General features: G+C 65.8%; 23 protein-coding genes. 6 read left to right on the forward strand and 17 right to left on the reverse strand.

What is annotated here, in order from left to right:
• Window positions 1-12 precede the first annotated feature (12 nt).
• The 10 genes from L3V85_RS23380 to L3V85_RS23430 all read right to left on the reverse strand — a co-directional run bounded on the left by L3V85_RS23380 (window position 13) and on the right by L3V85_RS23430 (window position 9,161).
• Window positions 13-951, reverse strand: coding sequence for a dihydrodipicolinate synthase family protein (locus tag L3V85_RS23380; protein WP_237675082.1), 939 nt, complete (start codon window positions 949-951; stop codon window positions 13-15).
• Complete coding sequence (locus L3V85_RS23385; protein ID WP_237675083.1) at window positions 951-1,712, reverse strand: SDR family NAD(P)-dependent oxidoreductase; 762 nt, start codon at window positions 1,710-1,712, stop codon at window positions 951-953. The genes L3V85_RS23380 and L3V85_RS23385 overlap by 1 nt, the downstream gene beginning before the upstream one ends.
• 49 nt (window positions 1,713-1,761) lie before the next feature.
• Complete coding sequence (locus tag L3V85_RS23390; RefSeq protein WP_198087999.1) at window positions 1,762-2,676, reverse strand: LysR family transcriptional regulator; 915 nt, start codon at window positions 2,674-2,676, stop codon at window positions 1,762-1,764.
• A 27-nt stretch (window positions 2,677-2,703) separates the two neighbouring features.
• The gene (gene fdxA / locus L3V85_RS23395) at window positions 2,704-3,039 is read right to left on the reverse strand and encodes a ferredoxin (RefSeq protein ID WP_237675084.1); all 336 of its coding nucleotides are present in this window, start codon (window positions 3,037-3,039) and stop codon (window positions 2,704-2,706) included.
• 28 nt (window positions 3,040-3,067) lie between these two features.
• Window positions 3,068-3,844, reverse strand: coding sequence for an enoyl-CoA hydratase-related protein (locus L3V85_RS23400; RefSeq protein ID WP_237675085.1), 777 nt, complete (start codon window positions 3,842-3,844; stop codon window positions 3,068-3,070).
• Window positions 3,841-5,010 (reverse strand): CaiB/BaiF CoA transferase family protein, encoded by a 1,170-nt coding sequence (locus tag L3V85_RS23405; protein WP_237675086.1) that lies wholly within the window; start codon window positions 5,008-5,010, stop codon window positions 3,841-3,843. Before L3V85_RS23405 ends, L3V85_RS23400 begins: the two co-directional genes overlap by 4 nt.
• Window positions 5,007-6,389 carry an FAD-dependent oxidoreductase gene (locus tag L3V85_RS23410; protein WP_295176400.1) on the reverse strand — a complete coding sequence of 461 codons (1,383 nt, stop codon included), beginning with the start codon at window positions 6,387-6,389 and terminating at the stop codon, window positions 5,007-5,009. The genes L3V85_RS23405 and L3V85_RS23410 overlap by 4 nt, the downstream gene beginning before the upstream one ends.
• Before the next feature lie 65 nt (window positions 6,390-6,454).
• Window positions 6,455-7,318, reverse strand: a complete 864-nt coding sequence (locus L3V85_RS23420; RefSeq protein ID WP_237675087.1) for an ABC transporter permease — start codon at window positions 7,316-7,318, stop codon at window positions 6,455-6,457.
• A gap of 10 nt (window positions 7,319-7,328) precedes the next feature.
• On the reverse strand, window positions 7,329-8,123 hold the full coding sequence (locus L3V85_RS23425; protein WP_237675088.1) for an ABC transporter ATP-binding protein: 795 nt from the start codon (window positions 8,121-8,123) through the stop codon (window positions 7,329-7,331).
• Window positions 8,124-8,129: 6 nt separating this feature from the next.
• Complete coding sequence (locus L3V85_RS23430) at window positions 8,130-9,161, reverse strand: ABC transporter substrate-binding protein (protein WP_237675089.1); 1,032 nt, start codon at window positions 9,159-9,161, stop codon at window positions 8,130-8,132.
• A gap of 500 nt (window positions 9,162-9,661) precedes the next feature.
• Between L3V85_RS23430 and L3V85_RS23435 the strand changes: the two genes are divergently transcribed.
• The 5 genes from L3V85_RS23435 (at window position 9,662) to L3V85_RS23455 (ending at window position 17,789) form a co-directional block, all read left to right on the forward strand.
• Complete coding sequence (locus L3V85_RS23435) at window positions 9,662-12,412, forward strand: type VI secretion system Vgr family protein (RefSeq protein WP_237675090.1); 2,751 nt, start codon at window positions 9,662-9,664, stop codon at window positions 12,410-12,412.
• Window positions 12,413-12,424: 12 nt separating this feature from the next.
• Window positions 12,425-14,296, forward strand: coding sequence for a LysM peptidoglycan-binding domain-containing protein (locus tag L3V85_RS23440; protein ID WP_237675091.1), 1,872 nt, complete (start codon window positions 12,425-12,427; stop codon window positions 14,294-14,296).
• A 3-nt stretch (window positions 14,297-14,299) separates the two neighbouring features.
• The gene (locus tag L3V85_RS23445) at window positions 14,300-14,848 is read left to right on the forward strand and encodes a hypothetical protein (RefSeq protein WP_237675092.1); all 549 of its coding nucleotides are present in this window, start codon (window positions 14,300-14,302) and stop codon (window positions 14,846-14,848) included.
• Window positions 14,849-15,378: 530 nt separating this feature from the next.
• A complete protein-coding gene (locus L3V85_RS23450) occupies window positions 15,379-15,921 on the forward strand; it encodes a hypothetical protein (RefSeq protein ID WP_237675093.1) in 543 nt (180 codons plus the stop codon).
• A 74-nt stretch (window positions 15,922-15,995) separates the two neighbouring features.
• On the forward strand, window positions 15,996-17,789 hold the full coding sequence (locus tag L3V85_RS23455) for an ATP-binding response regulator (protein WP_237675094.1): 1,794 nt from the start codon (window positions 15,996-15,998) through the stop codon (window positions 17,787-17,789).
• Between the two features lie 28 nt (window positions 17,790-17,817).
• On the opposite strand, the gene L3V85_RS23460 is transcribed toward L3V85_RS23455, so the two are convergent.
• The 4 genes from L3V85_RS23460 to L3V85_RS23475 form a co-directional block, all read right to left on the reverse strand.
• Entirely contained in the window at window positions 17,818-18,246 is a 429-nt protein-coding gene (locus tag L3V85_RS23460; RefSeq protein ID WP_237675095.1) for a DUF2721 domain-containing protein, read from the reverse strand.
• A 76-nt stretch (window positions 18,247-18,322) separates the two neighbouring features.
• Window positions 18,323-18,883, reverse strand: a complete 561-nt coding sequence (locus L3V85_RS23465; protein ID WP_237675096.1) for a hypothetical protein — start codon at window positions 18,881-18,883, stop codon at window positions 18,323-18,325.
• 108 nt (window positions 18,884-18,991) lie between these two features.
• Window positions 18,992-19,639: a response regulator transcription factor gene (locus L3V85_RS23470; protein ID WP_237675097.1), complete on the reverse strand. Its 648-nt coding sequence runs from the start codon at window positions 19,637-19,639 to the stop codon at window positions 18,992-18,994.
• 31 nt (window positions 19,640-19,670) lie between these two features.
• Entirely contained in the window at window positions 19,671-21,236 is a 1,566-nt protein-coding gene (locus L3V85_RS23475) for a serine hydrolase domain-containing protein (protein WP_237675098.1), read from the reverse strand.
• A gap of 229 nt (window positions 21,237-21,465) precedes the next feature.
• Here L3V85_RS23475 and L3V85_RS23480 point away from each other — a divergent pair, with 229 nt between their 5' ends.
• Complete coding sequence (locus L3V85_RS23480) at window positions 21,466-23,199, forward strand: GMC family oxidoreductase (protein ID WP_237675099.1); 1,734 nt, start codon at window positions 21,466-21,468, stop codon at window positions 23,197-23,199.
• On the opposite strand, the gene L3V85_RS23485 is transcribed toward L3V85_RS23480, so the two are convergent.
• The 3 genes from L3V85_RS23485 to L3V85_RS23495 form a co-directional block, all read right to left on the reverse strand.
• Window positions 23,099-24,124 carry a LacI family DNA-binding transcriptional regulator gene (locus L3V85_RS23485; RefSeq protein ID WP_237675100.1) on the reverse strand — a complete coding sequence of 342 codons (1,026 nt, stop codon included), beginning with the start codon at window positions 24,122-24,124 and terminating at the stop codon, window positions 23,099-23,101. The two genes, L3V85_RS23480 and L3V85_RS23485, sit on opposite strands and share 101 nt — an antisense overlap.
• A 124-nt stretch (window positions 24,125-24,248) precedes the next feature.
• Window positions 24,249-25,232 carry a 2-hydroxyacid dehydrogenase gene (locus L3V85_RS23490; protein ID WP_237675101.1) on the reverse strand — a complete coding sequence of 328 codons (984 nt, stop codon included), beginning with the start codon at window positions 25,230-25,232 and terminating at the stop codon, window positions 24,249-24,251.
• A gap of 5 nt (window positions 25,233-25,237) precedes the next feature.
• Window positions 25,238-26,191: a sugar kinase gene (locus L3V85_RS23495; RefSeq protein ID WP_237675102.1), complete on the reverse strand. Its 954-nt coding sequence runs from the start codon at window positions 26,189-26,191 to the stop codon at window positions 25,238-25,240.
• Between the last annotated feature and the right edge of the window lie 5 nt (window positions 26,192-26,196).

Below are 26,196 nucleotides of genomic sequence, written 5' to 3' on the forward strand. Positions count from 1 at the left end.
TTCAGGGCGCGCTCAACGCCCCCAGCGCAGCACCATCGGATCGAGCCGCCGCGCGGTCTCGATCAGCTCGCGCCGCGTCTGCGGATGCATCGCCGGCCACGGATGGCGCGGCGCTTCGCAATCGATCACGCCGCCCTCCTTCATCAGCGCCTTCGCCGCGAGAAAGCCGGACTGCCGGTTCTCGTGGTTGATGAGCGGCAGCCAGCGCTGGTAGCGCGCGAACGCGCCTTCACGGTCGCCCTTGCGGTGCGCCTCGATGATGGGCCGCAGGCCGTCGGCATAGGCGCCGCCGGTCATGGCGCCGGTCGCGCCCGCATCGAGGTCGGCGAACAGCGTGATGCCCTCCTCGCCGTCCCACGGTCCTTCGATGGCGTCGCCGCCCTGCTCCATCAGCGCGCGCAGCTTGGCCGCGGCACCGGGCGTCTCGATCTTGAAGTAGGCCACCTGTTCGATCTCGCGCGCCATGCGCGCCAGCAGTTCGACCGGCAGCACCGTGCCGCTGGCCGGCGCGTCCTGGATCATGATGGGAATGCCGATGGCATCGGACAGCCGCGCATAGAAGGCCTCGATCTGCGCTGGCGGCACCCGGAAGGTGGCGCCGTGATAAGGCGGCATCACCATGACCATCGCCGCGCCCATGTCCTGCGCGCGCCGGCTGCGCGCCGCGCACACCTCGGTCGAGAAGTGCGTGGTCGTCACGATCACCGGCACGCGCCCCGCGACATGCTCGAGCACGGTGCGCGTGAGCACCTCGCGCTCGTCGTCCGCCAGCAGGAACTGCTCGGAGAAGTTCGCGAGGATGCACAGGCCGTCCACGCCGGAGTCGATCATGAAATCGATGCAGCGCTTCTGGCTCGCGAGGTCGAGCGCGCCCGTCTCGGTGAAGGTGGTGGGCGCCACCGGAAAGATGCCGCGATAGCGTGGCTCGCCGCGTGTGCTGGCCTGCGCCATCAGGGCATCACCTGCCCGCCGTTGACCTCGATGACCTGCCCGGTCACGTAGCTGCTGGCCGCCTCGCTCGCCAGGAACAGGAAGGCGCCGACACATTCATCCGCCGTACCCAGCCGCCCCATCGGAATCGCATTGGCAAAATTCTTCAGCACCTCGGGGCTCGAATGCCCGTCGTGAAAAGGCGTCTCGATCACGCCCGGCGCCACCGCGTTGACGCGGATCTTTTCTTTCACCAGCTCCTTGGCCATGGTGCGCGTGATGGTCGAGACGAAGCCCTTGCAGGCAGCGTAGAGCCCAGCGCCCGGCCCGCCGCCGGTGCGCGCGGCCTGCGTGGTCACGTTGATGATCGCGCCGCCGCCGCTCGCCGCCATCAGCGGAATCACGCGGCGGCTCACCGCCACCACCGAGCGGGCGTTGAGGCGAAACACCGCGTCGATGTAGTCGTCGTCCGCATCCACGATGGGCGAGCGCTTCACGAAGCCGCCCGCGTTGTTGACCAGCACGTCGATGCGCCCGAACTCGGCATGCACCGTCTTCACCATGCGGTCGACGGCGGCGGTGTCGGTCACGTCGGCCTGCACCAGCAGCGCGCGGCCGCCGGCGGCCTCGATGTCGCGCGCCACCGCGCGGGCCTCGTCGGCGCTGCCGCGGTAGTGCACCGCCACCCGCGCGCCGGCCTGCCCCAGCGCGCGCGCCACCGCCGCGCCGATGCCCGTGCTCGCGCCCGTGACCAGTACCGCCTTGTCCTTCAGATCGTTCATGTCGTCGTGTCTCCTTGGGTTGAAAAACGGGCGCACCCGCCACCCGCGTTCACACGGCGGCGGCTGCGATCTCGAGTTGGGTCAGCCGGCGCGCCATGCGGCCGACGAAGTTCTGCGTGACGTGCGGCAGCACCCGCTGCGACGGCACCACGATGCCGACCTGCAGTTGGTCGAGCGCCGGCAGCTCGAAGGGCCGCCAGATCAGGTCGCCGCGCTTCAGGTCTTCGATGAAGGCGATCTTCGAGAAGCACGAGATGCCCTTGCCGGCCATGATCAGCCGCTTGAGCATGGGCGTCGAATTGCAGGTGGCGGCCGGCTCCATGTCGTCCCAGAACGCGGCGAACTCGGGCGACAGCGCGGCGCTGATGACCGGGTGCGAGCTGGAGCGCAGGAACGGATAGCGCGCGCATTCCTTCAGCGACACGCGCGCATGGTTGGCCAGCGGATGGCCGGGCGGCATCACCACGCCGATCGGCAGGTTGGCCAGCGCCACCGCCGCCACGCCGCCGGGCAGCCGGCTCACGAAGGTCATGCCCACGTCGACCTGGCCCGACATCACCATCTGCGCCACGTCCATGGGCTGTACCGCGGTGATGGTGTACGTGACCGCCGGGAACACCTGCAGGAAATCTTCCACCGCCGAGGGCAGCAGGTCTTCGAAGAACGAGTCCATGGCGGCCACCTTCACGTGGCCAGTGCGCTCGCCCTTGAGCGCGTCGAGCTCGGTGCGCATCACCTGGTACTGGTGCAGCGTCTCCTGCGCATGCTTGAGCAGGCGCTCGCCGGCCGCGTTCAGGCGCAGGCCGTTGGGCATGCGGTCGAACAGCTCCACGCCCAGTTCGTCCTCCAGCTTGTGGATCTGCCGGTTGACCGCGCTCGCCGCAACGAAGAGCCGCTCCGAGGCCTTGCGCACCGAGCCGCAGCTCGCCACCTCGATGAAGTATTTGAGAATGCTGGCGTGCATCAGCCGGCCCTCCCGTGCGCGCAGGCGTCATCCGGCCAGCCTCGCGCGCTCCAGGGCGATGCCGGGGTGGTCGCAGGCCACCGGCCCGATGTCGGCCGCCCCGCCGGGCGAACCCAGCCCGCTGACGTTCGCCGCGAAGAAGTCGCGGTTGATGGCCGTGAAATGTGCCATTTCGGGCGGCAGCCGAAGGTCTTCGTAGATGGCCTGCGTGGGGCAGGCGGACACGCAAACGCCGCAGTCGATGCATTCATCCGGGTGAATGTACAGAGTGCGCTCGCCTTCGTAGATGCAATCGACCGGACAGCACTTGACGCAAGCGCCGTCCTTGATGTCGATGCAGGCGCCGGTGATGACGTGGGGCATGGCACGTACCTTCGCTGACGCGGCCGGCCTAGCGGCCCAGCCACTGCGGCTTGCGCTTCTGCTGGAAGGCCAGCACGCCCTCGTCGGCATCCTGCGACTGCAGCGCCGCCACCAGCGCCGGCAGCCGCATGCGGTGCGCCTCGGCCGGCGACAGCGTGCCGGTGCGGCGCACCACCTGCTTGATGGCCTTGAGCGACAGCGGCGCACAGGCCAGCATCTGCTGCACCCAGCGGTTCACGGCCGTGTCGAGCTCGGCGCGCGGCACCACTTCGTTGACCAGGCCCATCTCCAGCGCGCGCTGCGCCTTCACGCGCTGGCCGGTGAGCATCATGCCCATGGCCTGGCGGTAGGGAATCTGGCGCTGCAGCAGCAGCATGCCGCCGTCCAGCGGCAGCCGGCCGACCAATGGCTCGGGCAGGCCGAAGCTGGCCTCCTCGCAGGCCACGACGATGTCGCAGCCCAGCACCATCTCGAAGCCGCCGCCCAGCGCCAGGCCGTTGACGCGCGCGATCACCGGCACGTCGAGCGTCTCGCGCAACGCGATGCCGCCGAAGCCGCCGGGGCGCGCGGCCGCCCAGTACTCCACGCCCTTGAGGTTGGAGGTGTTCTTCAGGTCCGCGCCCGCGCAGAACGAACGCTCGCCCGCGCCGGTCAGCACCACGGCGCGGATGTCGCTGCGCGATTCGATGTCGCTCCAGATGCGCTGCAGCTCGGCCTCGGTCGGCAGGTCGACCGCATTGAGCACCTCGGGCCGGTCGATGGTGACCGTCGCGACATGGTCGATGACTTCGAAGAGCACGCTCATGCGTCGGCCTCCTCGATCAGCGCGCGCGCCTCGGCCAACACTTCCGCCGTGTGTTGCCCGAGCTTGGGCGGCTCGCGGCGCAGGGCGGCCTTGGCGGCCGACATCTGGATGGGGCTGCCGATGAACTTCAGCGCGCGGCCCGAGGGCGTGCCGCCTTCCAGGATCATCCCGTTGTGCAGCGTCTGCGGATCGACCAGCGCCTCGCGCATGTCGCGCACCGGGGCGGACAGCAGGTCTTGCTCTTCCAGCTTTACGAGCCAGTGCTCGCGCGTGTTGCTCGCAAAGCGCTCGTGGAAGATCGCATGCAGCGCGGCCTTGTTGGCGAACTGCGCCTTCAGCGTGGCATAGCGCGCATCGAGCGACAGGTCTTCGAGGCCCAGCGCCGTGCAGATGTCGCGCAGCGGATTGGCCTTGAACGCCCCCACCAGCACCAGCGGCCCGGTCTGCGTATCGAACACGCCCGACAGCGGCATGGCGGCCCAGTTCACTTCGGAGTCTTCCATCATCACCATGGCCGCTTCCTGCATCTGCATGGCCAGCATGGAGTTGTAGAGCGACACCGAGATCTTCTGCCCCTCGCCCGTGCGCTCGCGCTGCAGCAGCGCCAGCAGAATGCCCTGCACCATGTGCATGCCGGCGGTGTAGTCGGCCAGCGCCGTGGGATAAATCGACACCGGCACCGAGGCGTCGGCGCGGCGCGCCATCACGCCGGTGAGCGCCTGCGCGAGCACGTCCTGGCCCCCCTTGTGGGCGTAGGGGCCGGTCTCGCCGAAGCCGGTGCCCACGGCGTAGATGATGCGCGGGTTGAGCCGCTTGCAGTCTTCGTAGCCCAAGCCCAGCCGTTCCATCACCCCGGCGCGGAAGTTGTTGGTGACCACGTCGGCGCCGGCGATCAGCGCCTTCACCAGCTCCATCTGCGCCTCGTCGCGCAGGTCGATTTCCACGCTGCGCTTGTTGCGGTTGAGGCTGCAGAAGATCGGGTTGTCTTCGCCAGCCACCGGCGCGAAGGTCGAGCGGCTCAGGTCGCCCGCGCCCTTGCGCTCGATCTTGATCACGTCGGCGCCGTGGTCGGCCAGCATCTGCGTGCAGACCGGGCCCATCATGACCTGGGTGAAGTCGATCACGCGGATGCCGTCCAGCGGCATTGCATTGGCAGCGGTCGTCATGCGGCCTCCTTCGCGAACGAACGGGCGATGGCGGGCACGTCGGCGTTCGGTCCCTTCTGGTCGCCGGGGTCGGCGCCCTGGGCGCGCAGCGTTTTCTGCAGCTTCGCGATGTCGACCTCGCGCACCGTCACGCCGGCGTTCAGGGCCAGCGCGGCCGCCGTGCCGGTGGCCTCGCCCATCGCCATGCAGGGCGGGATCTCGCGCGAGATCTTCTGCGCGGCCGAAGTGGCCGAGTAGTGGCGACCGGCCACCAGCAGGTTCTCGACACTGCGCGGCAGCAGCGTGCGGTAGGGGTAGTAGTAGTCGCGCCCACGCGCCACGCTGTCCTCGAAGCGGGTGCGCTGGGACACGTCTTCCTTGGTCATCACGTAGGCGCCTTCGAGCAGGCGGGTCTGGCGGATGCCGGTCTGCGGCGCCATGTCGATCAGCGTGCACTTCCCAAAGCCCGGCAGCTTCGCGCGCACGAACTCGATCACCTTGTGGATGGTGGCGCGGCCCTGCACCTCGGCGCGCGTCAGGTCACTCACCTTCAGGCCGTCCAGGCCCGGCATGTGCGGGCAGTTGCACCACACCACGCCCGGCAGCGGCGTCTTGAGCCACCATGCTTCCCACGCGCCGCCGAGCATGTGCTTGATCTCGCGATCCAGCGCCTGCCAGGCCACGGGCTCATCGCGCTCGAAGCGCTCGGCTTCTTCGGTATCAACGCCGCCGAGGCGGAACACCGTGGTCACGATGTAGCTGCCGCTGATGTGCGGCGCACCGGCCGAGGCGGCCACGTCGAGGTCGCCGGTGGTGTCGATCACCACCTTGCCCAGGATGGCTTCGCGCCCGCCCTTGGTCTCGCAGACCACGCCCTTGACCTTGCCGTCTTCCACCAGCGTGCGCGAGAACCACGAATGCAGCCGCAGCTCGATGCCGGCCTGCAGCACCATTTCGAGCGAAGTGCGCTTCCATGCGTCGGGGTCGAAGGCGGCGGCGAAGCAGATGGGATGCGGCTTTTCCTTGCTGTGGAAGTCGTAGGTGCCCCAGCGCTTCCAGCGGCGCACCGATTCGGGCAGCGTGCCCCATTCGTGCTGTCGCGGGTATTCGGCCAGGCCGAGCGCGGACATGCGCTCGATCATCTCCAGGCAGATGCCGCGCACCGAAATTTCCTGCTGGTGGCTGTCCCACATGTCGTCGAGCACCAGCACCATGCCGCCCGAGGCCAGGCCGCCCAGGTGGTTGTAGCGCTCCAGCAGCGTCACGCTCGCGCCGTTGCGCGCGGCGGCCAGCGCCGCAGCCTGCCCGGCGGGGCCGCCGCCGACCACCACCACGTCCGATTCGGCTGCCACGCGAACATCGTGCGCGGGCTCCTGCATCCAGTCGCCAATACGGCTCATAGAACTCTCCTGTTGAAATGTTTGGATGTGTTTGAAATTGCCGGCTGAATCCGTCGTTCAGCCGGTCATTGGGTGTTCTCGGGCTGCCAGCGGATCACCAGCTTCTCCGCCAGCGCGACCAGCAGGAAGAACAGCCCCGAGAGCGTTGCGCTCATCACGATCGCGGCGTAGAGCAGCGGCGAATCGAAGTTGAATGTGGCCTGCAAAATCATTGCGCCGATGCCCACCGTGGCACCGACCCACTCGCCCACCACCGCGCCGATCACGCACATCGACGCCGCGATGCGCAGGGCCGAGAACAGATAGGGCAGCGCGTTCAGCAGACGCAGGCGAAAGAAGATCTCGGTCTTGCTGGCCGACAGCACGCGCATCAGCTCCATCGCCTGCGGGTTGACCGACTCCAGCCCGCGCACCATGTTCACCAGCGTGGGAAAGAAGCACACCAGCGCGGCGATGGTGATCTTCGGCTCCACGCCGTTGCCCATGATGAGCACCAGCACGGGCGCCTTCGCGACCAGCGGCACCGCGTTGAACATCAGCACCACGGGAAAGAAGATGTCCTGCAGCGTCTTGTTGTGCACGAAGATCGTCGCGATGACGATGGCCGCGAGGTTGCCCAGCACGAAGCCGCCGGCTGCCTCGAAGGCCGTGGGCAGCAGGTTGTCGAGCAGCACGTCGCGCTTGGCGTAGAGCGTTTCCAGCACGGCCCACGGCGTGGGCGCGATGAAGGGCTTGACGCCGAACACGACGATCACGGCCCACCACAGCAGGATCAGCCCGACGATGCCCAGCGCGGGCAGGACGCGGCGTCGCCAGATGCGCTTCTGCCGCGCGGCGGCCCAGGCGAGGTATTCGGGATCGGCCGAAGGCGGCGCGCCGATCGCGCCCGGTGCCCCCGGCACGGTGGTATCGATGGAACGGGTATTCATGGCATCGGCCTCAGCAGGTTTCCAGCACGCGCCGCAGATGGCTCGTGAGACGGACGAACTCGGGGGTCTCGCGCACTTCGAGCGTGCGTTCGGCGGGCAGCTCGACCGGCACGATCTCGCGCACGCGACCGGGGTTGGCGGCCAGCATCAGCACGCGCTGGCCGAGGAAGGCCGCCTCGTGGATGCTGTGGGTCACGAAGAGAATCGTCACGCCGGTCTCGCGCCACACGCGCAGGATCTCTTCGTTGAGCCGGTCGCGCGTGATCTCGTCGAGCGCGCCGAAGGGCTCGTCCATCAGCAGGATCTTCGGGTCGCTGGCAAGGGCGCGCGCAATCGACACGCGCTGTCGCTGGCCGCCCGACATCTCGTGCGGAAATGCGTTCAGGCGGTCCTTCAGGCCCACCAGTTCGAGCAGTTCCCGAGGCGAACGGCGGCCCTTGCGGCTCGCGCCGCCGCCCACCTGCAGCGGCAGTTCCACGTTCTGCAGCGCGGTGCGCCAGGGCAGCAGCGCCGCGTCCTGGAACACGAAGCCGATGTCGCGGTTCTTGCGCGCGGCCTGCGGCGTGGACGACAGCACTTCGATGTGGCCGCGGCTGGGCTGCAGCAGGTCGGCCACCACGCGCAGGAAGGTCGACTTGCCGCAGCCCGAGGGGCCCAGCAGCGTGAGGAATTCGCCCTGCGCCACGTCGAGGTCCAGGCTCTTGATGGCGGTGACGTCGCGGCGCTCGGTGAAGAAGCGCACGCCGATGTCGCGGCAGGCAATCGCTGGGGCGGACACGGGTGGTGCGTTGAGAACGGCGGCCATGTCGGGTCAGCCCTTCATGGCGCGCGCGGCGGCGGTGGCCTTGAGCGCGTCGAGCGAGATCACGTCTTCCACCTTAGGCGTGCGCGCCGTGAACTGGCCCAGCTCCGCGTAGGTGTCGATCTGCTCCTGCCACACGGCCGGGTCCATCGCGCCCCAGCCCTGCGTCTGCGCCAGGCCGCCGAAGGCATATTCGAGCATCGCGTCGACCGCCACGCGCTCGTCCTCGCGCTTGAGGTTCGGGTACTCCTTCACCAGCATGTCGACCGCCGCGTCGCGGTTGGCGCGCACATGATGCCAGCCCTTGGCGGTGGCGCGCAGGAAGGCTTCGATCACCTTGGGCTGGGTCTCCAGCGTCTTTGTCGACGCGTAGTAAGGCAGCGCGTAGAGGCGTACGCCCGCATCCCACTGCGTGAGCGAGGCGATGTCCGGGCCCAGCACCTTGATGGCGGTGGTGTTGGTGAGCCAGCCGGTCACCACATCGACCTGACCCGTCAGCAGCGGCGACATGTCGGCGCCGATGGACACCACCTTGACGTCTTTCTCGGCGATCTTGTTCTTGGCCAGCAATGCGCGCAGCAGGATGCCCGCCGTCGAGGGAATGCCCACGCGCTTGCCGACCAGGTCTGCCGGCTTGCGCACCGGGTTCTTGGCGAGCGAAAAGTAGGTGTAGGGATGCTTCTGCGCGCCCACCGCGAAGCACTTGATCGGCAGGCCCTGCGACACCGCCAGCATGATCGACGGGCTCGACGAAACCTGCCCCACTTCGTAGCGGCCCGAGGCGATGATGGCCACGCCGTCGATGTTCGGCCCGCCCGGCTGGATCGCGAAGTCGATGCCTTCCTGCTCGTAGAAGCCCATGCGCTTGGCGACCACTTCGCCGATCTGGTTGCCGCCGACGATCCAGCCCAGCTGCATGTTGATGCGCGCCTTGCCCTGCGCGAAGGCGTCGACCGAAAGCAGCCCACCGGCTGAGAGTCCGCCTGCGATGAGCGACGTCTTGAGGAGGCTGCGGCGACCCGGGTCGCGGAGGTTGGCCATGTCGGATTCCTTTTCTTCGATGCGATGAGGTGAAGTCGTTCGGCTCTTGTGTGCCGCGTTGCGATGCAAACAAAGGCATGTGGAGCGGCGAGGCGAATGCTAGGAGCGGGGTGCGTGCGCACCAAGCACCGTTTTTCGCAACGGGCGAACTAAAAAATAGTTCTCCTCGCGCGCGCCCAGCGACATTGCGGTGCATGCGGCATGAGCGCATGCACCAGCTTCGGGAAAACGATAAGAGCGCGACAGGAGCGACGGACCCGCGCACATTCGATTCACACAGATTGCCAATGCTTTCTGGCGCGCACGGGCACGTGTACTCATTCACGAATCCGCGGCGTATCTCGCTGAGGTCATCGGGGAAACCCTGAGCGCTTCCATACTCCGCCGAAAACCACTGGCCGACTGAAACGGCCGCGATACCAGGGAGGAACCATGTCCATCTTCGATGGCACGTACTGGCGCAATTGCCACGCGTGCGTTCGTGCGTCTTCGGCGGTGCGATGACGCGACGGGTCACCATTCAAACGCCGATGGGAGAGGCGCTGCAGTTCCGCAAGCTGGTCGGGCGCGAAGCATTGAGCCGGCTCTATGCCTTCGACGTCGAACTGCTGAGCAACAGCAATGGCATCGATCCGAAGGCGCTGCTCGGAAGGCCTGCCACGGTGGCAATGCAGACAGAGAGCGGCGGCACGCGCTACCTGAGCGGCATCGCCTCCTTCTTCGGCCTCGGCGAAGAAGACGCCCGCCAGAGCTTCTACCGAATGACGCTGCGCCCATGGCTGTGGCTCGCGACGCTCCGAAGCGACTTCCGCATCTTCCAGAACAAGAGCGTGCCAGACATCCTCACCGAAGTGCTCGGCGGCTACGGCTACGCAATGGAGCAAAGACTGAGCCGCGAGTACCGCGCGTGGGACTACTGCGTCCAGTACCACGAGAGCGATTTCTCATACGTCTCGCGCCTGTGCGAACTGGAAGGCATCGGCTACTACTTCAGGCACGAAGAACACCGCCATGTGCTGGTGTTCGCGGACGACATCGCGGCCTCGCACGAGCCGCTGCCGGGCGGTGGCACGGTGCGCTTCCATCCCTCTGAAACCTCCGGCATGACCAGCGGCAGCCGCGCCAGCCCGGGCGAGCGTATCTACGAATGGAAGAGCGGAGAAGAGATGCGCTCCGGCTTTCACTTCACCGACGACTACGACTTTCTCAAGCCCTCGGCGGACCTCTCCGGCCAGCGGCAAGCACCCGCCGGCCACACGCATGACTACTTCGAGCGCTACGAATGGCCCGGCGGGTACAAGCAGCATGAGGATGGCGAGGTCTACACGCGCATCCGGACCGAAGAGCAACACAGCGAGCGCTGCCTCGCGAGCGGACGCTCCAACAAGCGCGAACTGGCGCCGGGCCACGTCTTCGAACTCGCCAATCACCCGAGGCAAGACCAGAACCGCAAGTACCTTCTGACCAGCGTCGAATACGAGCTGCAGGAAAACATGCAGGCCAGCGAGGGTGCCGGCGAAGGCTCCGTGCAGCGCTTCGCCTTCGAAGCTCAGCCTGCCGATCATGCGTGGCGGCCTCGGCGCGTGACGCTGAAGCCGCGCACGCGCGGCCCGCAAACAGCCATCGTGGTCGGCCCGAAGAACGAAGAGACCTGGACCGACCGGCATGGCCGCGTCAAGGTCGAATTCCACTGGGATCGTCTTGGTGCGCGCAACGAAAACTCCAGCTGCTGGGTGCGTGTGTCCATGGGCTGGGCCGGGGACACCTTCGGCACCGCGGCCCTGCCGCGCGTCGGGCATGAGGTGGTCGTCGACTTTCTGAACGGCGACCCCGACTGCCCCATCATCACCGGCCGCGTGTTCAATGCCGCGAACATGCCGGCGTGGCGACTGCCCGAGCAGGCGAATCTTTCCGGCATGCGCAGCCGAGAGCTGAATGCGAACGACGGCCCGGGCCATGCAGGCGGCTCGCGCGGCAACCACCTGGTGCTGGACGACCACCCCGGAAAGATCCAGGCGCAACTCAAGAGCGATCACCTCTGCAGCAGCCTGAGCCTGGGCCACATCGGTCGTATCGACGGCACGGAAGGCCGCACCGATGATCGAGGCGAAGGCGCCGAGCTGCGTACCGACGGGCATGCTTCGGTGCGCGCGGCCAAGGGCCTGCTGCTCACCACCGAAGCCCGCCCTGGCGCGCAAGCGCATATCACCGACATCGGGGAAACCGTCGCTCGCCTGACGGCAGCGCGCGACCTGCACGAACGCCAGAGCCAGACCGCGCAGGAAGCCATGGCACACGAAGCGGGCGACCAGGATGCGGTCACGGCAGCGCTCAAGGCGCAGAACGACGCCATCAAGGGCGGCGCTGCGGAACACGGCGCGTTCGCGGAACTCGGCGAGCCGCACCTCGTGCTCGCCAGCGCGGCCGGCATCCAGAGCACCGCAGCCGGAGCCACGCACATCGCGAGCATCACGCACAACGCGCTGAGCAGCGGCGGCCACACCAGCATCAGCGCGGGCAGGAGCTTCCTGGTCAGCGTCAGGGACGCCGCGCGCCTGTTCGCCTACAAGGCCATCCGCCTGACCGCCGCCACAGCCGGCATCGACATCGTCGCGCTGCAGAACAGCATCAACCTGCTGGCCAAGCTCGACATCAAGCTGGAAGCCCACAGGATCAGCATCACCGCCAAGGAAGAGATCGTGCTCAACGGCGGCGGCAGCTTCACCAAGTGGAACGCCACCGGCATCGTGCATGGAACCCGAGGCATCTGGCGCGAGCATGCGCGCACCCACAGCTACGCGGGGCCGATGGACATGGCCAAGCTGCTGCGCATGGAAAGCGTGAGCCATGACGACAAGTACAGCGTGCGCTTCGCGCCGCTCGGCAGCGACGCAGTGTTCAAGCACATGGACATGACGGGTCTGCCCTACCGCATCCTCGACGAGCAGCAAGGGACTCGGGCCGAAGGCGTGATTCCTGAAGACGGCCGGCTGCCCAGGATCGAGTTCGACACGCCGGACGAGGCCGTGCTGGTCGTCGGCGAGGAAAGCTGGAACTGGAGCGAGGTTCCGACCGTTCGCACGCGTGAAGACGATGACTCCGATGCGCCGGAAGCCACGGACGGTGACGGCCCGCAAGACGAGCCGGCGGACTCCGAAGACTCGAAGTACGCGCGCCAGGGCGGCAGCGCGGGCGCCGGCCAATTTCTCGCCGAGTCCGCCGTGCAGGCGTACCTGAATGCACTGGCCTGAAGAAGACAAGAAATGACCATGCCCAAGCTGCTGTCCGCCACCTACCATCCCAACATCGAAGTCGCCGAGTTCATCTGCGAGGACGGCCGGCACCTGCTGCGCTCGGGAGGAACGCTGCCGTGGCGCATCAACAACCCAGGCGATCTCACGGCGCGGGTGGTCGACGGTGTACCTGCGCCGAAGAAGGCGAAGGGCTACGTCGGGTTTGCCACGACCAGATCGGGCAGGACCTTCCTGATATTTCCCGACGAGGATGCAGGGCGCGCCGAGCTGAAGGCGAATCTCAAGCGCAAGCATGGCGCACGGACCATCCCGGAAGCCATTCCGCATTACGCGCCCGAGCGCGAGAACGACACCGCGAAATACATCGACGACCTGCTCAGGACGAGCGGCATTCCGGCCAGCAGGAGGATCAGCGACTGCACCGATGCCGAGATCGAACGCATCGTCGACAGCATCTCGACGATCGAGGGGTTTCACGCGCGTGCGGAAACGCGAAAAGAGACCTGGGTGGCGGTGAGCAGGATCAACGCGACGGATGGAAGCCAGCCGGTGCCCGATGCGGAAATCATCCTGCAAAGGGAAGGCGGTGAGGAAAGGCTGAAGTCGGATGCCACCGGGCGGTTTCCTCCGGTGATTCATCCGGCGGACAAATCGACCGTACCCGTCAAGGTGATGAGCCCCAAAACCAAGGAGCCGGTGCAGGTCGGAGCTATCGGCGGCGAGACGGGCAAGGACTTCAACCTGCTGGCGAAATTCAGGAAATGGAAGGGGGTGGCTGGTTCGGAGAAACTCAATAGCGCATCACTGGGAAAGAAAACGTCGAAGAGCTATGTGGTTCAACCCGGTGACAGCCTTGGGAAGATTGCGAAGCTTTACCGAACAAGCATTGCTGCAATCAAGGAAGGCAACGGATTGAGAAGCGACCGGATATATCCGGGCGAAGTGCTATCGATCACCGCACGAGACGAAGAAAGATCCCGTGAGCAAAAGGCATCTCCTCCTCCTGTCAAGCCAACTGCACCAACACCTGTAAGTGCAGGAGCAGCTTCGGCAGCGCCACCGAAGCATTCCTCGACTCTTTCACCTGCTCCGCGTAATACGTCCGGATTGGGATCGTCAGATTCAGAGCGGTCAAAAGAAGGAACAGGAAAAATTCTGGCCTTGATCAACCTGTCCCCCAATCGCGCACCTTGGATGCCTATTGCCATTGCAGAAGCGAAACTGAGACGAGGAGAAGTAGAGCTGAAATTGCAAGAAAAAATCAACTACCACATCGAAGTCAACGACGGACTCAAAGCTCTACACGGCGACAGCAATGCATGGTGCGCTGCATTTGTGAACTGGTGCTTGAAACGAGCAAATTACCCAATTGATAACACAGGCCTTCCGAACCACAAGGTGGCAAAAGCCAGGGCTCACGCATTTTATGAAGTTGACGGGATCAAGGGAAAAGAGGAAAAAACAAATAAAAAAATCAGGAACCCGCTTTTCATAGAACTAGAAAAACCAATATACGGGTGCATCGCCATGGTCACCGCCAAATCTGGTCACGGCCGTCACGTTGGCTTTGTTTACGCCAAAAATGGCAAAAACGGACTAATACTTCTTGGAGGAAACCAGAGCAATCAAATCAATTTCTCATACTTCAATATCATGCCGGTTGCTCCCTTTACAACAAGAAATGAGCTCGGAGAAAAAATAAAAATCAAAGGCAACCCCAATCATCTTAAATACTTCATCCCGACTGCATACCACGAGCAAGCCAAAAAGGATTTCCTCGACCCCGGACTCGAAGAAATAGATGCAGACGAAATAAACAAAGAAATGAAAATCGACGTAGTCAAACCCAAAGCCAAACAAGCGCCCCCGTCACTCACCTAAAAAATGAAATTCACATTTTCAAACTCCCTTCAGAAATTATCATTGAAAATAGGCGCGCCTCTCTTCTTATTTGCACCAATTATTTCACTTGCAGGATACGCCGGCGGCCCTTACGTAGTATGGGTAAATCTTGATCTTTCCTCCGAGAAAGAGGAAATCAATCAAGTCATCGCCAACTTTGCAACCAGCAAATCCATCAATTGCAATGGAGAATGGAAAAGGGGGGATTCCTTGTTGTACATGAAAAAGCGCCCTCCTTTAATTAGCAACTCTCTTATAGAAAAGGTTTTCCTAAAAAAAAGCAACTCTGAGAAAAAACGCTTGAATCTTGCATTAAGAGGCTACAAAGACATCGAGTTTCAGCACTACGAAGGCCTCGACGGAGTCATCGTTTACGCGAACGAAAACGGCGCAAAGAAAATGATGAGCCTGACAACAGGAAAGAAAAAAATCGAATCCGTAACCCTTGCGTCGCATGGAAGGTCGCCTGCAAAAGGAGACATAGAAGAAGCATTTTGTGCCCTCCTTCCGCCCATAACCCGACGCCCATAGAAGTCCTTGCATCTAGCAGATCAATCACTTCGAGCCAGTTGAGCTCTTCTCACGGATCCTGAACATGCGCATGGAAGCGTGATTGTTCTGCAGAGAGAAGGCGAAGAGGAAACGGTCAAGTCCGGCGCCGCAGGGCGATTCCCACCCGTGAATCATCCAGTGGAAAAATGGCCGGGCACGTCAAGGTGGCGGATCCGAAGAGCAAGAAGACCGTGGTGATCGGAGGCATTCAGGGTGATGTCGGGCAAGACTTCAACGTAGAGGCCGAGCCACGGCCAGCAGGTGAACCAATGAGCCGACCAATTACGCTAAGGCGGACGGGAATTTCCCCTCCACCGCCGCCCGTTCCGTCCGGAATCAGACCATCAGATCCGGGGCCAGGGGAGGCTCTGGTGCTGATTGGAGAAGCCAATATATGGCGCCATTGTCATGACTACCCTAAAAACCAGGGTGTAGCCTGCTCGTTATCCTTCAGAAGAGACTGAAAGAAAAAGACCAGCATGAATAACGATATTTCCCGGGGAGGTTGAATGACGTTACTTTTCAAAAGATTGCTTTTTTCTTTTTCTATTGCCTGCCTTTTCTCTGGATTCTCTCTCCACTCATTTGCCGGATACAGAGATGACAGGCTTGTGGTATGGGTCAATTTGAATGAAGGCCAAAACAAGATGCTCATCAATAATTTGATCAGAGAATTTATAGAATCAGGAAGAATCGACAAGGAGTGCGGCGTCAAATGGAGTGATTGGGGATCGATCCTATACATGAAAAAACGTCCCACGGGAATAACCGATGAATTGATCAAAAAGGTGTTTCTCGAGAAAAACAAGGCATCGCTTCAGGATTTGAACAATCTTCTGAAATCCTTCAGAGATCCCGAAAGAGAAATCAAAGAAGGACTGGATGGAATCATCGTGTACTCCGGAAAAAATAGTCCGAAAATGATGAACTTCGTGACTGGCAGGAAAAAGATAAAGACTTTTCATTTGGCATCGAATAAATCATCACCATCCACTCGAGATGTTGAAGACGCGTTTTGCGTGCTCCTGCCGCCAGTAACGCGCGCGCCCTAGGCGCTTCTAGGCGCGCCCTACAGCGATCAGTCGCCCGGACAGGCCTTAAAGTCCGCTGCCCACGCCGCCCCCACATGACCTCACCGCTCCCCTCCCCCACCGACAGCCACCGCATCTTCGAAGTCCAGCTCTCCGTCCTGCTGCGCAGTTTTCCGTTCGCGCTGGCCGGCTCGGTCATCTCTGCCTGCGTGGTGGCCTACGTGATGCAGGCCGTCGTGCCGAAGGCGCAAGTGGTCGCGTGGATCTCGGCCACGCTGGTGGTTGCGGCGTTCCGTTTCGGCGCGATGCTGTACTACGCGCGCACACGCAGCCGCCCTGAGTCGGGCGAGCGATGGCTGCGGCAGATGGTGATCGGCAACATTGCCTCGGGCATCCTGTGGGGGCTGCCGTTTGCCTACTGGACCTTCTTCGTCCCGCTCGAGTACCAGCTCTTCTTCATCGTGGTGCTGTTCGGGCTGGGCACCGGGGCCATCTATTCGAACTACATGGTGCTGTCGGCGGTGTACTCGTTCGTTGTTCCGACTTTCGCGCCGACCTTCATCGCGCTGGCGGTCCAGCCCTCGGCAGTGAACCTTGCGCTGGTGTCCAGCGGGGCGGCTTACCTGGTCGCCACTGTCGCGTTCATCCATCGCATGAACCGCACGCACCTGAACGCGCTGCGGCTGGGCTATGAAAACCTGGCGCTGCTGCAGCAGGTGCGCCTGGAAAAAGAAGCGGCCGAGCGCAGCGATCTGGAGAAGTCGCGCTTTCTTGCGGCGGCCAGCCACGACCTGCGGCAGCCGGTTCATGCGATGAGCCTTTTCCTCGGCCTGCTGGCAAACGAGCGCCTGTCGGAGCATGGCCGCTACCTGCTGGAGAACATCACCAAGGCAAGCGCGGCGATGGGGCATCTGTTCGATGCCTTGCTCAACATCTCGCGGCTGGATGCGGGCGTGATCCATCCGCGCGTCCAGAGTTTTCCGCTCGACCGGCTGCTCGACCAGATCCGCACCGAATACACGCCGCAGGCGCAGCAAAAGGGGCTGGCGCTGAAGGTACGGCGTTGCGCGGCATGCGTCCGATCAGACCCGATGCTGCTGGAGCGCATCCTGCGCAACCTGGTGAGCAACGCCATCGCGCACACGCCGCACGGGCGCGTGCTGATCGGCTGCCGCAAGCGCGGTGACGCGGTGCGCATCGAGGTCTGGGACACGGGCCCGGGCATTCCGAAGCACGAGCACGAGCGCGTCTTCTGGGAATTCCACCAGCTGCGGAACCCGGAACGCGACCGCAGCAAGGGGCTGGGGCTGGGCCTTGCCATCGTGCGCCGCACGGCGGCGCTGCTGGGGCACACGCTGTCGCTGCGCTCGGTCGAAGGCCGCGGCACTGTCTTTCTGCTGAGCGTCGACGCGCAGCAGGCAGCGGCGCCGGAGACCCCGACCGAGGCCAACGCGTTCGCCGCCATGCAGGCCCACGCGCCGGCAATCTCCGCGCCACCCGCGAAGCCGGCCACGAGCCAACTGATCCTGGTGATCGACGACGACGCGCAGAACCGCGAAGGCCTGAAGCTGCTGCTCGAAAGCTGGGGACACCGTGTGATTGCGGCCCCGGGTACGGCCGAACTGGTCGAGCTGACCGCCGACGTGCCCGGCAAGCCCGGCCTGATCGTGAGCGACTACCGCCTGCGCGAGCACGAGACCGGCGTCGAGGCCATCGACCGCCTGCACGAGGAATACAACGACGCCACCATTCCCGCGCTGCTGGTGAGCGGCGACACCGACCCCGCGCGCCTGATCGAGGCGGCCGCGCGCGCCATTCCCATCCTGCACAAGCCCGTGGAAGTGGAAGCGCTGCGCGACTGGGTCGACAAGCTGCTCGCGGCCGGATGACGCGGCTTCCCCGGCCGTGGTCGGGAGGCTACGTCGGGTTGATGCTCTTCTGGGTGACGAAGATCTCGACCAGCAGCAGGCCGTAGGTCGCGATCAGCGCCAGCATCGCGACCACGAACAGCACGGCCACCGGACGGTCGAAAGCCAACTCCAGTTCATTGGCGACGAACAGCGAGCCGATCAGCAGGCAGACGATGACGCCGCACAGCGCGCCGGTGGAAACCGCCGCGTTGATGATCTTGGCCCTGCGGTTGAGCGTCGCGAGTTCGGCGTCGATGTCGGTGCACTTGGCGGGCGTGGCGTCTTCACGCTCGTCGCGGCACTTGTGCATCCGGTCGTTGACCCGCGCGAGCCGGTTCGTCAACACCGTCAGCGTTCCGCCGATGGCGGCCAACATGAACGAAGGTCCCACCGCCAATTGAATGACGTGGGAAGTGTCTGCGTGGATGCTGAGCATGGAATGAGGAAGTTGCGGACGTCGGCCGCAAAGAATAACGCCTTGCGCCGAATGGGCGTGACGAGCGCCGCGCGCCCTATCGCAGGGACGCCCGGGACACCACCCGTCGCCGGCGCGCACCCGGGTTGGCGTAGAGCCAGCGCGCGCGTGGCGCGCGGCTGCGGCGCGTTTCAGTCCCGGGGGCTTCCGCGCTGTCGACCTGCGTCCGGGTCCGCCGCACAGGCAAGGCATGCGGGCGTGCCGGCGCACCGGCCGATGGCTGCTGCGCCGGCGCCTGATGCCGCTCGAAGCGCAGTTCCTTCTGCTTCAGGTAGTGCATGAGCACATGCGAGACCATGTTGAGGCCGAAGGTGCCGAAGGCGGCCGGGAAGATGTAGAGCGCAATCGACAACGCCGAGGAAAACACAAGGTCGTCGGCCAGCGATGGCGTGGCCCGGGCCATGTTGGCCAGCGCGCGCAGCAGGAAGATGTCCACGCCCGCCAGCAGGATCAGCAATGAGCCGAAGGCCAGCACGGTGACCTTCGAGAACTCGCGCCGCACGAAGAGCGTGACGAAGATGGCGGTGGGCAGCACCAGCGAACAAAGCACCAAGGCCCAGAAGCGCATCTCTGTGAATACCGTTGCGTCCGAATGCATGATGACGAATTGAGCCACGGCCGGCCCGGCGCAAGTTGTCTGCCGAGTGAACCCTCGGTAAAGGCGGCCGACAAATAGTGACACCGCGCCGAAGGGCGCGGCGGCCGCCTAGCGCGGCTTGCCCAGCAGGCCCACGCGGCGCGCCGCGATGGTGGCCTGCGTGCGGTTGGACACGTCGAGCGCCGCGAAGATCGCGGAGATATGGGCCTTCACCGTCTTCTCGGAAGTCTCCAGCCGCTGCGCGATCTGCGCGTTGCGCAGGCCCTCGCACAGCAGGTGCAGTACCTCGGTCTGGCGCGCGGTCAGGCGGCTCAGGCCGTCGGTCGGGGTCGACAGCACAGGCAGCGGTGAAACGCCCTGCGGCGACATGTGCACCACGTTCTGCTCGCCGCCCATCACGCGCCGCAGCGCATCCAGCAACTGCCGGCTGTCGGCCGACTTGTGCACGAAGCCCTGCGCCCCGGCTTCCAGCGCGGTTTCGATGTCATGCGGGTCTTCGGAGGCCGACAGCACCAGCACGCGAAGCCCGCCCCTGCGCCGGTGCAACTGCTGCACCAGCGCGGCGCCGCCGAGGTCGGGCAGGTAGTAGTCGGTCATGACGGCATCGAGCACCGGCAAGGTCTGCAATGCCTGCAGCGCTTCGCCACCGGTGCTGGCGGTTTCGATGGTCATCGAGGGCTCCGCCTCTCGCAGTGCGAGGCGCAGGCCCTCGCGGAACATGGCGTGGTCGTCGATCAGCAGAATCGTGGAAGGCATCCGCCGATTCTGGCCGCAACGCAGCCGAGGCTCAGGCCTGCACCCGCTTTCCGGTAAGGGTCGGCATCTCGGTGGCGCTCGAATTGACGTTCACGCTGCGGTCGAAACGCAGGTACGGGCCTGAGAAGCGGCACACCACGGTGTCGCGGAAGGCCGACTCGACGAAGGTCCAGGTCATGACGAAGGTGCGCGCGTCGAGCCACTCGCCGCTGGCCACCACGCGCATCACCTCGGGTTGGTACTCGTGGTGCAGCTTGTTGCCGGTGACGGTGGTGTCGCCCTCCAGCGGCTTGCGCAGGCCGGCCTGCACCTTGTGCGTGCCGCGCTCGTCTTCCATGGTGAAGGTGCAGGCGTCGGCGCTGAAGTCGAGCCGCATCGACTTGATCTTCTCGGCGTTCTCCGCAAAGTCGAAACGCTGGCCCGACACGTTCGCGGCCACTGGCGAGCTGCCGGGCTTCACGGGCGGCAGCAGCCGCAGGCCGCGCGTGCGGGCCTCGAGCGCGGCGCTGTCTTTTCCGTTCGCGGGCATGGGCACGGCCTTGCCGAAAGCGGCCGGGAAGTGCTTGTACAGCAGGCCCGCGTTGAAGCCGGCCTTGGGCGGCAGCGCCGAGTTGAGCGCGAGCACCGCGTTCTGCTCGGGAAACACCACCGAGTACTGGCCGAACAGGCCGTCCGCGTTGTAGGCGCCGTGCGGGCCCAGCCACCACTGGTAGCCGTACTTGTCCTTGGTGTGCGGCGCGTGCACCGCGTCGACCCACTCCTTGGTGAGGATGCGCTTGCCGTTCCACATGCCGTCCTGCGCATGCAGGATGCCGAGCTTGAGCGAGTCGACCGTCTTCCAGCTCAGGCCGTTGGCGCCGGGCGAGATGCCCTCGGGGCCCACGTCCCACTCGTAGCCCGTGATGTCCAGCGGCTCGAAGAAGCGCGGCTTGAGATAGTCGGCGACCGACTGGCCCGTGGTCCGGGTGACGATGGCCGACAGCATGTAGGTGGCTGCGCTGGTGTAGACGAACTTGCTGCCCGGCGTGTAGACCACGGGGACCTTGAAGAACTCGGCGATCCAGCTGGTGCGAATGGGTCGCCACACCGAGCCCGACACCATCGACTCGTGGCCGGTGCGCATGGTGAGCAGGTCGCGCACCGTCATGGCCGCGAGGTTGGGGCTGACCGTGGGTGGCAGGTGCTCGGGGAAGAAGGAGACGACCTTGTCGTCGAGGCCGAACTTGCCGTCGGCAATGGCCATGCCGACCGCGCACACGGTCACGCTCTTGGTCAGCGAGTGCGTCATGTGGCGGCGCTCGGCCTTGTACGGGTCCCACCAGCCTTCGGCCACCACATGGCCGTTGCGCCACAGCATGAAGCCATGCAGCTCGAAGGCGCTGCGCTCGGCCTCGTCGAGGAAGGCCAGGATCGACGCGGACGAAATGCCCTGCGCCTCGGGCCGGCTGCGCGGCAGGCCATCGGCAAAGCGCGGGCTGGCGGCGCCGGCCGCGGCCCAGCCGATGCCCGGAAGGGAAACCATGGCGGTGCCGCCGAGGGACAGGCGCAGCATGCCGCGGCGCGAGAGAGCGGGAAAAGAGGGAGAGGTTTCTTGCATGGCTCTTGGCGTTGTTATGTCGTCGCGCATCGCGCGTGTCGCAGGCGAACTGCTCTTTGGAGTTTCGCGCGGAGAGCTGTCAAACGGCTGTCGGCATCGTGAGAGAAAACCCACTTGCGGCGCGCCTGCCGCACTGAGGGAAAACGCCAAGCCCCGCGCACGAGTTCATTCCTACAGTCGAATCCGTCCGATCGGACGCAGGCGACAAAGAACAAAAGGAAGACGCGCCATGGAATTCGACTACGTGATCGTGGGCGGCGGGTCCGGCGGCGCCACGCTGGCCGCGCGGCTCAGCGAAGACCCCGCCGTGCATGTCTGCCTGGTCGAGGCCGGCGGCGACGGGCGCGGCGTGCTGGTGCGGGCGCCGGCCGGCGCGGCGGCCATGCTGTCGGGCCGGCCACGCATCAACAACTACGCCTACCAGACCGTGCCGCAGCCCGGCCTGAACGGGCGGCGCGGCTACCAGCCGCGCGGGCGCTGCCTCGGCGGCTCGAGCGCCATCAACGCCATGCTCTACGTGCGCGGCCATCCCAGCGACTACGACGACTGGGAGCGCGCCGGCTGCGCAGGCTGGTCTTACGCCGACGTGCTGCCGTGGTTCAAACATGCCGAGGGCAACCAGCGCGGCGAAAGCGCCATGCACGGCGCGCACGGCCCGCTGCAGGTGTCGGACCAGCAGTCGCCGCGCGAGATCAGCGAAGCCTTCGTGCGCGCGGCCATGGAGTGCGGCGTTCCTCGCAACGACGACTTCAACGACGGCGTGCAGGAAGGCGCCGGGCTCTACCAGGTCACGCAGTTCCACGGCGGCGACAGGAACGGCGAGCGCTGCTCTGCCGCCGCGGCCTACCTGCACCCGGTGATGAACAACCGCCCCAACCTCACGGTGCTGACCGGCACGCAGGCGCAGCGGGTGCTGCTCGACGGCCGCCGCGCCACTGGTGTCGAGGTGCGCAGAGGCGGCAACATCGACACCCTGCACGCACGGCGCGAGGTGGTGCTGTGCGGCGGCGCCTTCAATTCACCGCAGCTGCTGATGCTCTCGGGCATCGGCGACCCGGAGGAACTCGGGCGCCACGGCATCGCGGTGCTGCATGCGCTGCCGGGCGTGGGCCGCAACCTGCAGGACCACGTCGACTTCATCCTCTCCTACCGCACCAGCGCCAAGGGCCTGCCCGGCCTGGGACCGGCCGGGCTCTTCAATTTCGTGAAAGCCATTCCGGAGTGGCGCCGCACGGGCAAGGGCCTGATCTCGACACCCTTCGCCGAAGGCGGCGCCTTCATCAAGACGTCGCCCGAACTGCGCCGGCCCGACCTGCAATTGCACTTCGTGATCAGCCTGGTCGACGACCATGCGCGCAAGCTGCACGGCGGCTTCGGCTTCTCGTGCCATGCGTGCGTGCTGCGGCCCAATGGACGCGGCGACGTGCGATTGAACGACGCAGACCCGGCATCGGCGCCGCGCATCGATCCGCGCTTTCTGTCGGATGCGCAGGACGTGGCGTTGCTGCTGCGCGGCGTGAAGAAGATGCGCGAAATACTGCGCGCGCCGGCGCTCGCGCCCTACCGCCACGAAGAGCTCTACACCGCGAACGTGCAGACCGACGAAGAACTGGAGCGGCACATCCGCGCACGCGCAGACACCATCTATCACCCGGTGGGCACCTGCAAGATGGGCACCGACGCCATGGCCGTGGTCGACGCGAAGCTGCGCGTTCACGGCATCGCGAACCTGCGCGTGGTCGATGCCTCGGTGATGCCGACGCTGATCGGCGGCAACACCAATGCGCCGACGATCATGATTGCCGAACGCGCCGCCGACTGGATGCGCGGGCCGATCACCTTCGACCGCGCGGTGCAGGATGCTAGGGAGCCCGCGAAGAGCCCCGCACCACCAGCTCGCCAGGCAGCAGCAGCTGGCGCGGCGCCTCTTCCAGCCCCCGCAGCCGCTCGATCAGACACGTAGCAGCCGTGCGGCCGATGGCGTCCGTGGGCTGGGCCACGGTGCTCAAACCCGGCCCGATGAGCGAAGCCCACTCAGGATCGTCGAAGCCGACGAAGCCCAGGTCGCTGCCGAACTGCCAGCCCAGCCGCGCCATGGCCTGCGCCACGCGCAGCGTGACCACCGCATTGCCCGCGACCACCGCCGCGCGACGGCCGCGCTTGGCACGCTGGCGCAGCGCCTGCAGGGCCTCGTCGAGCGCTTCATGGCCGCCCTCGACGCATTCGAAAATCTCGCCCGCCACGCGCGGCTCGTGCGCGGCCACGCAGGCGCCGAACGCGGCCGTGCGCTCGCGCCGCGAGCTCACGCCCTTCTGCGGCTCGGTGACGTAGAGCAGTTCGCGATAGCCGCCCTCGACCAGGTGGCCGCAGGTGGCCGTCATCGCGGCATGGTTGTCGAGCGAGACGAAGTCGGTGTGCATGCCGGTGTGGCGGCGGTCCACCAGCACGGCGGGCTTGCCGTGCAGCGTGACCGCGTCGACCACGTTGCTGCCGCGCCCCAGCGTGTTGAGGATGAAGCCGTCGACCTGGTAGCCCGCCAGCGCGTCGATGGCCTCGCGCTCGCGTTCGCTCTCGTTGCCGAGGTTGAACAGCATCACCAGGTAGCCGGCGTCCTGGCAGGCTTTTTCGGCGCCGCGCAGCACGGCGACGGAATACGGGTTGGTGATGTCGGCCACGATCAGGCCGATGAGGCGCGAACGGCCATGGCTCAGCGCCTGCGCCATCGGGCTCGGTGAATAGGCCAGCTTGGCGATGGCCACTTCGACGCGCGCGGCGATGTCGGGGCTCAGCAGGCGCTCGCGGTGGTTGAGGAAGCGCGAGACGGTGGCCTTGGAGACGCCGGCGGCTTCGGCAACGTCGGCAATGGTGGCGCGGCCGGTGGGCTTCATGGTCTTGCTCCTTCCCCCTCTGGGGGAAGGTCGGGATGGGGGCAGGCAGAGCGTCCAGTGGATGCGCCGCTTGCCCCCACCCCTGCCCTCCCCCAGCGGGGGAGGGAGAAAAGCCTGGCACCGGTCATGCGCTTGCCGTGTCGTACGGCGCCGTCGGCTTCTCGCCCGCCAGCACCTGCAGCAGATTGGTTGTCGCCAGCTCGGCCATGGCGTGGCGCGTCTCGTGCGTGGCCGAGCCGATGTGCGGCAGCGGCGTCACGCGCGGATGGGTGCGCAGCGGCGAATCGGCCGGCAGCGGCTCCTTGGCGAACACGTCGAGCCCGGCGGCGCGCAGCGTGCCGTGGTCGAGCGCGTTCAGCAGCGCTTCTTCATTCACCGTGGCGCCGCGGCCGCCGTTGATGAAAGCCGCGCCGGGCTTCATGCGCGCGAAGAAGGCGGCGTCGATCATGCCGCGCGTGGCGTCGGTCAGCGGCAGCATCGCGAGCACGATGTCGGCGCGCGCCAGCAGGTCGTCCAGCGGCGTGTGCGCGGCGCGGCCCTGCAACTCGGGTGCCTGCGCCGCCAGGTCGACCGGGCGGCGCGAGTGGTACAGCACCGGCATGCCGAAGCCCAGGGCGGCGCGGCGCGCCACGGCCTGCCCGATGCGGCCGAAGCCGAGGATGCCCAGCGTCTTGCCGTGCACGTCGGTGCCGAAGAGCTCTTCGCCGATGTTCTTGGTCCAGCGGCCTTCGCGCACCAGGTTCGACAACTCGACCACGCGGCGCTGCGTGGCCATGAGAATCGCGAACACCGTGTCGGCCACGGTCTCGGTCAGCACGTCGGGCGTGTGGCACAGCACGATGCCGCGCTTGCGCAGTTCGGCCAGCGGATAGTTGTCGACGCCCACGGACACGCTCGAAATCACCTGCAGCTGCGGCGCCGCGTCGAGCAGCGCGGCATCGACCGGATGGCTGGAGCCGATCAGGCCGTCCGCGGTGCGCAGCGCGGCGGCGAAGGCCTCGGGCTCCTTGCGCGGGTCGGCCACTGTCACATGGTGCGCAGCCTGCAGGCGCGCGAGCTGGTCTTCGGGCAGCGGCCTGAAGACGAGGATGTTCTTCTGCTGCGTCATGGCGTTCAGAGCCCCGCTTCTTCGAGCTGCGCCCGCGTGGGCAGTCCTTCCGTGTCGCCCAGCACCTGCACGGCGCGCGCGCCGATCCAGGCGCCGCGGCGCACGGCGTCGGGCACGCTGCGACCTTCGAGCAGCGCGCTCACCACGCCGGCCGCGAAGCCGTCGCCCGCGCCCACGGTGTCGATCACTTCCTTGACCGGGAAGCCGTCGACATGGCCGGTGCCGGCCACGTCGCTGTCGTAGTAGGCGCCGGCGGCGCCGAGCTTCACCACCACCAGCTTCGCGCCGCGCTCGCGGTAGAAGCGGGCGACGTCCTCGGGCTTGTCGTGGCCGGTGAGCAGCAGGCCTTCCTCGATGCCGGGCAGCACCCAGTCGGCGCGCGAGGCCAGCTCGTTGACCCAGTGGCGCATGGTCTCGGTGGACGACCACAGCGTGGGGCGCAGGTTGGTGTCGAAGGAGATGGTGCGGCCGGCGGCGCGCATCACGTCCATGCTCTTGAGCGCGGCCTGCAGGCTGGTGTCGGAGATGGCGGCGAACACGCCGGTGGCGTGCAGGTGGCGTGCCGAGCGCAGCCAGGCCTCGTCGATGTCGGCCGGGCCCATGTGGCTCGCGGCGGAGCCCTTGCGGTGGTATTCGATCGGCGGGTCGCTGCCGTCGGTGACGCGGCCCTTGAACTGGAAGCCGGTGCGCTGCGTCGCGTCGGTGATCACGTGCGAGCAGTCGATGCCTTCGGCGCGCATCGCGGCCAGCAGCGCGCGGCCCATCGAGTCGGTGCCCAGCCGGCTGGCCCAGCCCACCTTCAGGCCCAGGCGCGACAGGCCGATGGCCACGTTGGTCTCGGCGCCGGCGGTGCGCTTGTGGAACGACTGGGCGTCTTCCAGCGGGCCCGGCCGGTCGGCCACCAGCAGCAGCATGGCCTCGCCGAAAAGGGCGACGTCGAAGGCGGTAGGTTCTGTCATGTCCG

The sequence above is a fragment of the Variovorax paradoxus genome, assembly GCF_022009635.1.
GTDB lineage: Bacteria > Pseudomonadota > Gammaproteobacteria > Burkholderiales > Burkholderiaceae_C > Variovorax.